Raw genomic sequence first — 12,219 nt, 5'->3', positions numbered from 1 at the left:
TCGATGCGAGTGGAACCGATGCGCGATTTTGCAAGGGGGGACCTGTCGCCAAGCGGGGCGTCACGAACCGATCCCCTCGGCCTCGCCTTCGACGCCGCGCGCAAGGCGGCCTCCCGCGGCGAGGTACCGGTGGGCGCCGTCGTGGTGCGCGACGGGATCGTGCTGTCGGTCGCCGGCAACCGCCCCAGGGCCGCGCGCGACCCGACGGCGCATGCCGAGATCCTGGCGATCCGCGCCGCCTGCGCCGCCCTCGACGACGAGCGCCTGACCGGCTGCGACCTCTACGTCACCCTGGAGCCCTGCGCGATGTGCGCCGGGGCGATCAGCTTCGCGCGCATCCGCCGGCTCTACTTCGCCGCCGCCGACCCGAAGGGCGGCGCCGTCGAGCACGGGCCGCGCTTCTTCAACCAGCCGACCTGCCACCACGCCCCGGAGGTCTATGGCGGCTTTCGCGAGAGCGAGGCGGCGGCCCTGCTGCGCGACTTCTTTCGCGACCGGCGGCCCTGAACCGGATACCGCGACCGCCGCCGACGCCCTGGAATTCAGCCTTCTCAAATCAATATAGCAGTGGCTATATGAGTGGCGCTGGAGCGAGGGAGCACGGGCGGATGCGGGACGGATGGGCGTGGCGCGCCGGCACCGGGGCGGCGGAGCCGAGCCTCGGGGCGATGAATGCGAGCGTGCCGGTACTGGCCACCGGCTCGTGGCCCCGGCGGCTCCTCGCCTTCCTGGGCCCCGGCTACATGGTGTCGGTCGGCTACATGGACCCGGGCAACTGGGCCACCGACATCGCCGGAGGCGCGCAGTTCGGCTACACCCTGCTCGCCGTCATCCTGCTGTCGAACCTGATGGCGGTGGTGCTCCAGTCGCTGGCCGCACGGCTCGGCATCGCCACCGGCCGCGACCTGGCCCAGGCCTGCCGCGACGCCTATTCCCGGCCGGTCGGGATCGCGCTCTGGCTCGCCTGCGAGGCGGCGATCATCGCCTGCGACCTCGCCGAGGTGATCGGCACCGCCATCGCCCTGAAGCTCCTGTTCGGCCTGCCGCTGCTCGCCGGCGCGATCCTGACCGGGCTCGACGTGCTGCTGATCCTGCTCCTGATGCGCCGGGGCTTTCGCGCCCTCGAAGCCTTCGTGATCGCGCTTCTGTCGATCATCTTCGTCTGCTTCGCGGTCCAGATCGCCATGGCCGCGCCGCCGATCCGCGACGTGCTCGGCGGCTTCGTGCCGTCCCCTGAAATCGTCACCAACCCGGCGGTGCTCTACCTCGCCATCGGCATCATCGGCGCCACGGTGATGCCGCACAATCTCTACCTGCATTCCTCGATCGTGCAGACCCGCGCCTATCCCCGCGACGAGGCGGGCAAGCGCAGCGCGATCCGGTTCGCCACCGCCGATTCGACCATCGCGCTGACGCTCGCGCTCTTCGTCAACGCGGCGATCCTCATCATGGCGGCCAAGGTCTTCCACGGCACCGGCCATACCGGGGTGCAGGAGATCGAGGAGGCGCATGCCCTGCTCTCGCCGCTGCTCGGCGTCGGTCTCGCCTCGACCCTGTTCGCGCTCGCGCTCCTGGCCTCGGGCCTCAATTCCACGGTCACCGCGACGCTCGCCGGCCAGATCGTGATGGAGGGCTTCCTGCGCCTGCGCCTGCCCGACTGGGCGCGCCGCCTCGTCACCCGCAGCATCGCCATCGTGCCGGTGGTGGTCGTCACCGCCCTCTACGGCGACGCGGGCACCGCCCGGCTCCTGGTGCTGAGCCAGGTCGTCCTGTCGATGCAGCTGCCCTTCGCGGTGATCCCGCTGGTGCGCTTCGTGTCCGACCGGGGCAAGATGGGCGTCTTCGTCGTCCCGGCCTGGCTGTCGATCCTGTCCTGGACCATCGCCGCCGTGATCGTGGTCCTGAACCTGAAGCTTCTCGTCGACACCTTCATGGGCGGCTGACGCGGATGTCGGGAAACAGACGCAAGCGCAGAGGTGTGGCGCTTGCACAACATTTGGGCGGAGTCGGAGAGTCTAACGGGCCGAGAACTCGGAACAAGCGCGGTCGTTGACGCTTTAAGCACCACGTTTTTCGACTTGCGTGGACCCCACGATGAAGATCCGCACCGGCTACTCGATCGCCTTCGATACGCCCGGCCCGACCCCGATGGTCCTGATGCTCAACGTGCATCCGGACCGGGCCGGCGACCTGCTCAGCCCCGACGCCATGACCATCGACCCGCCGGTCCCCGCACACCAGTTCGTCGATTCCTTCGGCAACCTCTGCACCCGCGTCACCGCCCCGGGCGGCCGCATCACCTTCTCCGCCGATCTCCTGGTTCAGGACAGCGGAGAGGTCGACGATTACGCGCCCGACGCGGTGCAGCACCCGGTGCAGGACCTGCCCGACGAGGTGCTGCCCTTCCTGCTGGCCAGCCGCTACTGCGACACCGACAAGCTGTCGAACACCGCCTGGCAGCTCTTCGGCAACACGCCGGAAGGCTGGGCCCGGGTCCAGGCCATCGTCGACTACGTCCACAACCACATCCGCTTCGACTACCAGCGCGCCGACGCCACCCGCTCGGCCCTCGACGGCTTCAACCAGCGCGAGGGCGTCTGCCGCGACTTCGCGCATCTCGCCGTCACGTTCTGCCGCTGCATGAACATCCCGGCGCGCTACTGCACCGGCTATCTCGGCGATATCGGCGTACCGGCGGTGCCCGATCCGATGGATTTCTCGGCCTGGTTCGAGGTCTATCTCGGTGGGCGCTGGTACACGTTCGACGCCCGCCACAACAAGCCGCGCATCGGCCGGATCGTGATGGCGCGGGGCCGCGACGCCACCGACGTGGCGATCTCGACGAGCTTCGGCCCGGCTTGGCTCGCCAAGTTCGAGGTCCATACCGACGAGGTGGTGGACGAGGTGCCGCAGCAGGTGGAGTGGCTGCAGGCGGCGGAGTAGGGCCCAAGGCGCGGGTCCTCTCGCCTCCCCGAGATCCCGGGCCTGCCCGGGATCTTCCATGCGGAAAGCTCGGCGCCCGGAGGGGAGAGGTCCTCGCCGGTGATCCAGCCGGTGGAGCGGACCCGCCCGGGGAGCGCCCTACGCCGCCCGGTCGCGCTCCGCCTTCTGCCAGCCCTCGCGGGTCTCGCCGATGAAGTCGTGGAGCCGCCCTTCGGCGATCGCCTTGCGCAGGCCGGCCATCAGGTCCTGGTAGTAGGACAGGTTGTTCCAGGTCAGCAGCATCATGCCCAGAATCTCGCCCGCGCGGACGAGATGGTGCAGGTAGGCCTTGCTGTAAAGGTTGGCCGCCGGGCAGGTCGATTCGGGATCGAGGGGGGTGTTGTCCTCGGCAAAGCGCGCGTTGCGCAGGTTGAGGCGGCCGTGGCGGGTATAGACCATGCCGTGGCGGCCGGCCCGGGTCGGCATCACGCAATCGAACATGTCGATGCCGCGGCTCACCGCCTGGACGATGTCGTCCGGCGTGCCGACGCCCATCAGGTAGCGCGGCTTGTGGGTCGGCAGGTGCGGCTCGACGGTCTCGATCATCGCGAGCATCGTCGCCTGCGGCTCGCCGACCGCCAGCCCGCCGACGGCGTAGCCCTTGAGGTCGAGATCGACCAGGGCCTTCGCGCTCTCGACCCGCAAGCGCGGAATGTCGCCGCCCTGGACGATGCCGAACATCGCCTTGCCGGGCTGGTCGCCGAAGGCGATGCGGCAGCGCTCGGCCCAGCGGAGCGAGAGGCGCATCGCGCTCTCGATCGCCGATTCCGGTGCCGGCAGGCGCACGCATTCGTCGAGCTGCATCTGGATGTCGGAGCCGAGCAGGCCCTGGATCTCGATCGAGCGCTCGGGGCTCAGGAGATGCGTCGAGCCGTCGAGATGCGACTGGAACCGCACCCCGGTCTCGTCGAGCTTGCGCAACCCCGACAGCGACATGACCTGGAAGCCGCCGGAATCGGTCAGGATCGGGTAGGGCCACTGCATCATCGCGTGGAGGCCGCCGAGGCGTGCCACCCGCTCGGCGCCGGGGCGCAGCATCAGGTGGTAGGTGTTGCCGAGCACCACGTCGGCGCCGAGCGCCTTCACCTGCTCGGGATACATCGCCTTGACGGTGCCGGCGGTGCCGACCGGCATGAAGGCCGGGGTGCGGATGACGCCCCGCGGCATCCGGATCTCGCCGGTGCGGGCCGGGCCGTCGGTCGCCGCGACGGTGAAGGTGAAATGGTCGGTCATCGCGTCTCCGCCCGGAAGAGCAGGCTGCTATCGCCGTAGGAATAGAACCGGTAGCCGCGCGCGATCGCGGCCGCATAGGCCGCCCGCATCGGCTCGAGCCCGGCAAAGGCCGAGACGAGCATGAACAGGGTCGAGCGCGGCAGGTGGAAGTTGGTCATCAGCCCATCCACCGCGCGGAAGCGGTAGCCGGGTGTGATGAAGATGTCGGTGGCGCCGGTCCAGGGCCGGATCGTGCCGTCCGGCTCGGCGGCGCTCTCCAGGAGCCGGAGCGCCGTGGTGCCCACCGCCACGATGCGCCCGCCCGATGCGCGTGCCCGGTTGAGGGCCTCGGCCGCCTCGGGCGTGATCTCGCCGATCTCGGCATGCATCCGGTGCGCGTCGGTGTCGTCGGCCTTGACCGGCAGGAAGGTGCCGGCGCCGACATGCAGCGTCACCCGCACTTGCGCTAGGCCGGCCGCGTCGCAGGCCGCCAGAAGTTCGGGCGTGAAGTGCAGGCCGGCGGTCGGCGCCGCGACGGCGCCCGGCTCGCGGGCATAGACGGTCTGGTAGTCGGCGGCGTCCTGCGCGTCGGTCGGGCGCTTGGCGGCGATGTAGGGGGGCAGCGGCAATTCCCCGAGGGCGGCCACCGCCTCGTCGAGGGCAGGCCCCGAGAGATCGAAGGCGAAGGTGGTCTCGCCCCCCTCCCCGCGCGCGACGATCGTGGCGTCGAGGCGGGTCATGGCGCAGGTCTCGCCCTCCCCGGCCCCGCCGAAGCTGACCCGGTCGCCGACCTTCAGGCGCTTGGCCGGCCGCGCGAAGGCGCACCAGCGATCCGGCGCCTCCCGCAAGTGGAGCATCGCCTCGAGGCGCACCGTGCTCCCGTCCCGGTGGCGCAGGCCATGCAGGCGGGCCGGGATCACCCGGGTGTCGTTGAACACCAGCACGTCGCCGGGCCGCAGCAGACCGGGGAGATCGCGCACGATGCGGTCCTCCGGCGTCGAGCCGGGATGCATCAGCATCAGCCGGGCGCCGTCCCGCGGCACCGCGGGCCGGAGGGCGATGCTGGCCTCCGGCAGGTCGAAATCGAACAGGTCCACGCGCATCCGGCCCTTCAGCCAGGATTCCGCCGCCGGATCAATGGGGCAGAGGCGAGTTCGCTGCAGGGGCGCGTCCTGCCGGAGGGCATGGCGCGGCGGCTTCCGGCGCCCCATCTGGAACCGCATCGTCGTCAGGAGTTCCCGTCATGGCCAGCCATCCGACCCTCGATGCCGAGCTCGTCGTCTGGTGGGAGGCGGAAGCCGCGCGGCTGGACAGCCTCGCGGCCTCCGCCCGCTTCGGCTTCATGCGCCAGCACTACGCCCGCAAGGCGGCGACCGCCCGGGCGCGGGCCCAGGTGAGCCGCCTGCGCGAGCAGGCCCGCTCGGTAGCGGAACGGCCGGCCACCGCCTGATGCCCCAGGGTCATAGCCTGAGCTATGACCTGTGCCGTGGCCTTCCCGGGGGTGCCGCCCTATGGGAGCGGCGCCGCGCCGCAGCGGGTGTCGTCACGCCTCGCGGCATCGCCCTCGCCTCTCGGAACATCGTCATGGAACGTGCGCAAGCCGCCGCCCTCGCCAGCGCCGGGGTCGGGCTCCTGGTGCTCGCCCTCAAGTTCTTCGCCTGGTGGATCACCGGCAGCCTCGCGCTCTATTCGGATGCGCTCGAGAGCATCATCAACGTGGTGGCGGCGATGACGGCCTTCGTGGCCCTGCGCGTCGCCGCCCAGCCCGCCGACCAGAACCACCCCTACGGCCACCACAAGGCCGAGTATTTCTCGGCGGTGATCGAGGGTGCGCTCATCATCGTCGCCGCGGTGGTGATCCTGCGCGATGCCTACGACGCGATCCTGGCGCCCAAGACCCTCGATGCGCCCCTGGTCGGCGTCGCGGTCAACGGCGTCGCCACGATCATCAACCTGGTCTGGGGCATGATGCTGGTCCGGCGCGGGCGCGACTGGCGCTCGCCCGCCCTGGTGGCCGACGGCAAGCACGTGCTGGCCGACGTGTTCACCTCCGGCGGCGTGCTGATCGGCTTAGGCGCCGCCACGGCGACCGGCTGGGCGATCCTCGATCCGATCATCGCCGCGGTGGTGGCGGTCAACATCCTGTGGTCGGGCGGCACGATGGTGCGCGACTCGGTCAACGGCCTGATGGACGAGGCGGCGCCCGCCGAGATGGTGGGGCAGATCCGCCGGCTGATCTCCGAGCACGGCGAGGGCGCGCTCGAAGCCCACGACGTGCGCACGCGGCATGCCGGCCAGGTCACCTTCATCGATTTCCACCTCGTGGTGCCGGGCGAGATGACGGTGGCGGAATCGCACGCGATCTGCGACCGGCTGGAAGCCGCGATCGAAGGCGCGGTGGAAGGCGCCGTGGTGACGATCCACGTCGAGCCCGCGGAAGAGGCCAAGCAGCGCGGGCTGCCGGTGATCTGACACCTTACCCCAGCCCCCTTGCGGCGGACCGTCCCGCCCGGCGACAAGGCCGACGCAACGGAGGACGGACGGGCGTGACGGGTGCCGACGACGATTACGTGTACGACGAGGCGACGGGCGAATGGCGCCCAGGCAGCGAGATGAAAGCCGCCGCGACCCGGGAGGTCCGCGACGCCTCCGGCAACGTGCTGAACGACGGCGATTCCGTCACCCTGATCAAGGACCTGAAGGTCAAGGGCGCCAACCAGACCCTCAAGCAGGGCACGGTGATCCGCTCGATCCGGCTGACCGACGATCCCGACGAGATCGATTGCCGGCACGATACCATCAAGGGTCTGGTGTTGCGCACGGAGTTCGTGCGCAAGCGGTGAAGCCACGCTTGGCGGTCGTCACCCCGCGCGCTTTTTCCATCCTACCCGGGACCTCATCCTGAGGTGCGAACGACGTGAGCCTCGAAGGAGGGCTCCAGGGATCGCTATGGTCTCTGGAGCCCTCCTTCGAGGTCAGTCGATCTTCGATCGACTGACACCTCAGGATGAGGTCGAGGGTGGGACGACATCGTCTTTGAACCTACCCACTGGCTCTCACCGCTCCCCCAGCACCGGCACCATCCGGCGCATCGCCTCCGTGAGATCGGCGGCCGAGCGGGCAAAGCACAACCGCAAGAAGCCCTCCCCGCCGGGCCCGAAGGCCGAGCCGGGAGCGAGGCCGACATTCGCCCGATCGACGATGCGCTTGGCGAGGCGGACGTCGTCCGGCTCGGACGGTACCCGCGGGAAGGCGTAGAAGGCCCCGGGGGGCGACGGCAGCTCGACGCCCGGCACCGTGCCGAGCGCGTCGCAGACGATGGCGCGCCCGGCCCGGGCCTGGGCGATCTGGTCGGCGACGAGCGATTCGCCCTCCCGGATCGCCGTGATCGCGGCGTGCTGGAGGAAGGTGGCGACGCCCGACGTGCCGTAGAGCACGAGCCCGTCGACGATCCGGCCGATCGAGGCCGGTCCCTCCAGCCAGCCGACGCGCCAGCCGGTCATCGCCCAGTTCTTGGAAAACGTCTGGACGAACAGCACCCGGTCGCGGTCCTCCGGCTGCCAGACGTCGCGGATCGAGGGCGCCCGACCCTCGGCCTCGTGCGCGGGATCGAAGCAGAACCGGCCGTAGATCTCGTCGGCGACGATCCAGAGATCGTGGCGGCGCGCGATGTCCAGGACCGCCGCGAGGTCGGCCCAGGTCGCGACCCAGCCGGTCGGGTTCGCCGGAGTGTTGAGGACGATGGCGCGGGTGCGCGGGGTGATCGCGGCGGCGATCCGGGCGATGTCGAGGCTCCAGCCGCTGCCCGCATCGAACTGCATCGGCACCGGGACGGGCCTGGCGCCCTGCATCGCGACCGCGCCGAAGAAGTTCGACCAGGTCGGGGTCGGCAGCACCACCTCGTCGCCGGGCTCGGCGGCGATGCGAATCGCGGTGTGGAAGGCGTGCATGCCGCCCACCGTCACGAAGAACCGCTCGGGGCCGACGGGATCACGGTAGAGCCGCGAGACGTACTCGGCCAGGGCCTCGCGCAGCGGCGGGATGCCGAGCATCCGGGTGTAGAAGGTGGCGCCGTCGCGAAGGGCCCGCTGCGCCGCCTCGGCGATGAAGACCGGCGTCGGCCGGTCGCCCTCCCCGACCCAGAGCGGGATCAGGCCGGGCCGCTCGACGCCATAGGCCACGAGCTCGCCGATGCCGCTCGGCCACACCCCGGCCGCCTCGCGGCTCACCGGCGGCATCGTGTCGGGCAGGGGCGGGACGGTCATGCTGGGACTCACCGTTGCGACGGGAGACCCAGGCATCGCAAGGAGGACGCTCCGGCGCAAGCCGGAGCGGGCGACGATCAGACCCGCGTGGCGATGAAGAACCAGCGGGTGCCTTCGAGCGAGCCGGTCTCGCTCAAGGGAACGAACGGCCCCTCGTCCGAGCGGCAGAAATGGCGCTTGAACCGGTCGGCCGGGAAGGAGCCGAGCAGCCTGTCGACAGACCCGCCGAACTTTTCCAGGCCGGCCCCGCCATGGACCTCGATGAACCAGTTCGGAATCCGGTCGAGCGACGCGCCGGCGCCGTCCAGCACCGCGCATTCGAAGCCCTCAACATCGACGTAGACGATGTCCGGCGTGCCGAACTCGGCGACCAGGCTGTCGATCGAGCGGCTCTTGACCTGGACCTTGCCGTGGGTGCCGGCGCCGCCGTCGACCTGGCCGTTCAGGCTCTCGTTGAACTCCAGCACCCCGTCCTCGCTCGCCGCCGCGGCGTGCAGGATCGTCAGGTTGCGGACGCCGTTCAGCGCGACGTTCTCGTTGGCGACCCGGGCGTTGTGCGGGTTGGCCTCGAGCGCCACGACCCGGCCGGTCTGACCGACATGGGTGGCGAGCTGGAGCGCCACCACGGCCTGGTGCGCGCCGAGATCGAACACGACCGCGCCGTCCTTGAGCGCCCCGCTCTCCTTGAAGAAGGTGATCTCCGCGAGGTTGCCGGAATCGTGATCGTACCATTCGGCCCCGACCGGATCGCACAGGCTAACCTTCAGATCGATCCCGCCGAAGCGATGCGACACGACTCGCCGCTCGAAGGTCTTCAGCGAGCGCTCCAACTTGGCTCGCCGGGCCATGGATTGCATCCATGGCGGCATCAACTGCTTGGACAACGCCGTCAACATGGGATGACTGACCCTCTCGCCGATCGCTGGAAGTTCATAGCAGATCGGGGGCGGGGAGCCGAAGCGGGTTCGGGTTTCTCGGTTAAGCGGGTGTGGCGCGGCGCAGTAAAGACCGTGGGTCTACGATCAAGAATTTTGTGAGAGGTCGTTACCTCTGACCAGTATATCAATCAACGCACCAGAAAGGCGCGGGCCCTCCCCTCTCCCCGCGGGCGGGGAGAGGGCCGTGTCACCGTTCAGGTGACGCGGCGAGCCCGCAGGGCGAGGGTGAGGGGGTGTTTCCGGAGAAGTCTCACTCGTTGACACCCCCTCACCCTCGCTTCGGCTACGCCTGCGCTAGCTCCGTCGACGACGAGGTCGCCGGAGCCCTCTCCCCGCCCGCGGGGAGAGGAGGAAGAACCGCGCCACATCTTGTGACCGACCCCTACGTCATTACGCCTGCCGCACCAGGATCAGCGTCGCCAGCGGCGGCAGCGACAGGGTCAGCGAGTGGTCCTGCCCGTGGGAGGCTTCCGCCACCGCATCGACCCCGCCGTAATTGCCGACGTTGCTGCCGCCATACCCCTCGGCATCCGAGTTGAACGCCTCGCGGTAATGGCCGGCCATCGGCACGCCGATGCGGTAGCCGTGGCGCACGACGGGCGTGAAGTTCGAGACCACGATCGCGATCTCGCCCGGCTCCCGGCCCTTGCGGGCCCAGGCGATGACGTTGTTCTCGGCATCGTCAGAGACCAGCCACTGGAAGCCGGCGGCCTCGGTGTCGCGCTCGTGCAGCGCCGGGGTCGCGATGTAGAGGTGGTTGAGATCGCGCACCAGGGTCTTGAGACCGGCATGGAACGGATCGTCCAGCAGGTGCCAGTCAAGGCTCTGGTTGTGGTTCCACTCCTTCTCCTGGCCGAACTCGCCGCCCATGAACAGGAGCTTCTTGCCGGGATGGCCCCACATGAAGCCGAAATAGGCGCGCAGGTTCGCGAATTTCTGCCAGCGGTCGCCCGGCATCTTGCCGAGCAGCGAGCCCTTCCCGTGCACCACCTCGTCGTGGGAGAGCGGGAGAATGAAGTTCTCCGAGAAGGCGTAGAGCAGGCCGAAGGTCAGGTCGTGGTGGTGGTAGCGGCGATGCACCGTCTCTTTCGAGATGAAGCGCAGGGTGTCGTGCATCCACCCCATGTTCCACTTGAAGCCGAAACCGAGGCCCCCGGTATAGGTCGGATGCGAGACGCCGGGCCAGGAGGTCGATTCCTCCGCAACCGTCATCGTGCCGGGGGCGTGGCTGTAGGTCGCCTCGTTGGTCTTGCGCAGGAAGTCGATCGCTTCCAGGTTCTCGTTGCCGCCATACTGGTTCGGGATCCACTCGCCCGCCCGGCGCGAATAGTCGAGATAGAGCATCGACGCCACCGCATCGACCCGCAACCCGTCGAGATGGTAGTGTTCGAGCCAGAACCGGGCGTTCGAGGCCAGGAAGGCCGAGACCTCCGTGCGCCCGAAATTGTAGATGTAGGTGCCCCAATCCTGGTGGAAGCCCTGGCGCGGGTCGGCATGCTCGTAGAGATGGGTGCCGTCGAACTGGCCGAGGCCGTGTGCGTCGAGGGGGAAATGGCCCGGCACCCAGTCGAGCAGGATGCCGATGCCGGCCTCGTGCGCCGCGTTGACGAACTCCGAAAAATCCTCCGGCGAGCCGAAGCGGCTGGTCGGCGCGTAGAGCGAGACCGGCTGGTAGCCCCAGGACCCGTCGAACGGGTGCTCGGTGATCGGCAGGAGCTCGATATGGGTGAAGCCCATCTCCTTGGCGTAAGGAATCAGGCGCTCGCCCAGCTCGCGGTAGGTGAGGTAGCGGTTGCCCTCGTCGGGCACCCGCGCCCACGAGCCGAGATGAACCTCGTAGATCGAGATCGGGCCGTGGCGATGATCCAGCGCGTTGCGGCTCGTCATCCAGGCCTGGTCGCGCCAGACCGGTGACGGCAGGCCCTCGAGGCGCGAGGCGGTCTCGGGCGGCTGCTGCGCCGCGAAGGCGACCGGATCGGCCTTGAGCGGCAGAAGCGCGCCGTCGGGCCCGCGGATCTCGAACTTGTAGTGGCCGCCCTTCTTCAGTTCGGGGATGAACAGTTCCCAGACGCCGCCATCCGGCCACAGCCGCATCGGATGGCGACGGCCATCCCAGTCGTTGAAGTCGCCGACCACCGAGACGCGGCGGGCGTTGGGCGCCCAGACCGCGAAGCGGAAGCCCGGCGTGCCGCCGACCTCGACGGCTTGCGCGCCCAGAACCCGATGCACGGCGTCGTTGCCGACGTCGCGCAAGAGGCCGATCTCCTGCTGGGTGAGGGTCGCGCCGTACTCGTAGGGGTCGCGCCGCGTGCGCTCGGTGTTGTCCCAGCCCTCGACCGCGATGCGGTAATCCGGCCGCTGCGGATGGGGAAAGCTCGCGACGAAGAAGCCGGCCGGGTGGCGCCGCTCCATCGGCACGCGGGCGTCGCCGATCACCACCGTGGCGGCGCGGGCCTCGGGCAGGATCGCGCGGACCTCCCACTGGCCCTCGGCCGTTTCGTGCGGTCCCAGCACCGCGAAGGGATCGCCGTGCTCGGCCCGCATCATCGCCTCGACGGCGTCGGGATGGACCGCGTAGGTCCGGCCCGGCACCGGCGGCCGGGCGGGACGGGTCGGGGCCGGCCCGGACACCTTCGGGGAGGCCGCCGCCTGCATGGCGGCGACCCGCAGGGAGACGTGCTTCTTCGACGATCCCTTCGCAGATCCCTTGCTCTTGCCTTTCTTGTCCGCACCTCCCTTGGCGCCCGCCGTGACCGGCGTCACCAGGACGGCCTTGACATGAGCCTTGTCCGTCTTGGCTTTGGCTTTGTCTTTGGTCTTGG

General features: G+C 69.6%; 11 protein-coding genes. 6 read left to right on the top strand and 5 right to left on the bottom strand.

Translation table 11 applies throughout. The annotated features are described in order from the left end of the window. The first annotated feature begins 18 nt into the window (after positions 1–18). The 3 genes from F1D61_RS25345 (at position 19) to F1D61_RS25335 (ending at position 2,943) form a co-directional block, all read left to right on the top strand. Positions 19–507, top strand: a complete 489-nt coding sequence (locus F1D61_RS25345) for a nucleoside deaminase (RefSeq protein ID WP_203154898.1) — start codon at positions 19–21, stop codon at positions 505–507. A 101-nt stretch (positions 508–608) separates the two neighbouring features. Continuing rightward, positions 609–1,943 (top strand): Nramp family divalent metal transporter, encoded by a 1,335-nt coding sequence (locus tag F1D61_RS25340; RefSeq protein WP_203154896.1) that lies wholly within the window; start codon positions 609–611, stop codon positions 1,941–1,943. Positions 1,944–2,094: 151 nt separating this feature from the next. Beyond that, the gene (locus tag F1D61_RS25335; RefSeq protein ID WP_203154894.1) at positions 2,095–2,943 is read left to right on the top strand and encodes a transglutaminase-like domain-containing protein; all 849 of its coding nucleotides are present in this window, start codon (positions 2,095–2,097) and stop codon (positions 2,941–2,943) included. Between the two features lie 138 nt (positions 2,944–3,081). Here F1D61_RS25335 and tgt read toward each other — a convergent pair whose 3' ends face one another. Together tgt and queA are read right to left on the bottom strand one after the other, a co-directional pair. Continuing rightward, complete coding sequence (gene tgt / locus F1D61_RS25330; protein ID WP_203154892.1) at positions 3,082–4,215, bottom strand: tRNA guanosine(34) transglycosylase Tgt; 1,134 nt, start codon at positions 4,213–4,215, stop codon at positions 3,082–3,084. Next, a complete protein-coding gene (gene queA, locus F1D61_RS25325; RefSeq protein ID WP_203154890.1) occupies positions 4,212–5,297 on the bottom strand; it encodes a tRNA preQ1(34) S-adenosylmethionine ribosyltransferase-isomerase QueA in 1,086 nt (361 codons plus the stop codon). Before queA ends, tgt begins: the two co-directional genes overlap by 4 nt. 140 nt (positions 5,298–5,437) lie before the next feature. Between queA and F1D61_RS25320 the strand changes: the two genes are divergently transcribed. The 3 genes from F1D61_RS25320 to F1D61_RS25310 all read left to right on the top strand — a co-directional run bounded on the left by F1D61_RS25320 (position 5,438) and on the right by F1D61_RS25310 (position 7,037). After that, positions 5,438–5,644: a hypothetical protein gene (locus F1D61_RS25320; RefSeq protein ID WP_203154888.1), complete on the top strand. Its 207-nt coding sequence runs from the start codon at positions 5,438–5,440 to the stop codon at positions 5,642–5,644. Between the two features lie 134 nt (positions 5,645–5,778). Then, positions 5,779–6,666 (top strand): cation diffusion facilitator family transporter, encoded by an 888-nt coding sequence (locus tag F1D61_RS25315; RefSeq protein ID WP_203154886.1) that lies wholly within the window; start codon positions 5,779–5,781, stop codon positions 6,664–6,666. Between the two features lie 74 nt (positions 6,667–6,740). Next, positions 6,741–7,037, top strand: coding sequence for an alkylphosphonate utilization protein (locus tag F1D61_RS25310; RefSeq protein WP_203154885.1), 297 nt, complete (start codon positions 6,741–6,743; stop codon positions 7,035–7,037). A 213-nt stretch (positions 7,038–7,250) separates the two neighbouring features. Here the strand turns inward: F1D61_RS25310 and F1D61_RS25305 are convergent, their stop codons facing one another. The 3 genes from F1D61_RS25305 to glgB all read right to left on the bottom strand — a co-directional run bounded on the left by F1D61_RS25305 (position 7,251) and on the right by glgB (position 12,052). Next, a complete protein-coding gene (locus tag F1D61_RS25305; protein ID WP_203154883.1) occupies positions 7,251–8,459 on the bottom strand; it encodes a pyridoxal phosphate-dependent aminotransferase in 1,209 nt (402 codons plus the stop codon). A 77-nt stretch (positions 8,460–8,536) separates the two neighbouring features. Beyond that, positions 8,537–9,307: an FkbM family methyltransferase gene (locus tag F1D61_RS25300; RefSeq protein ID WP_203154881.1), complete on the bottom strand. Its 771-nt coding sequence runs from the start codon at positions 9,305–9,307 to the stop codon at positions 8,537–8,539. 480 nt (positions 9,308–9,787) lie between these two features. After that, on the bottom strand, positions 9,788–12,052 hold the full coding sequence (glgB, locus tag F1D61_RS25295; protein WP_203159275.1) for a 1,4-alpha-glucan branching protein GlgB: 2,265 nt from the start codon (positions 12,050–12,052) through the stop codon (positions 9,788–9,790). Between the last annotated feature and the right edge of the window lie 167 nt (positions 12,053–12,219).

The organism is Methylobacterium aquaticum, assembly GCF_016804325.1.
Lineage (GTDB): Bacteria > Pseudomonadota > Alphaproteobacteria > Rhizobiales > Beijerinckiaceae > Methylobacterium > Methylobacterium aquaticum_C.
This window is presented reverse-complemented; position numbering and strand designations above follow the sequence as displayed.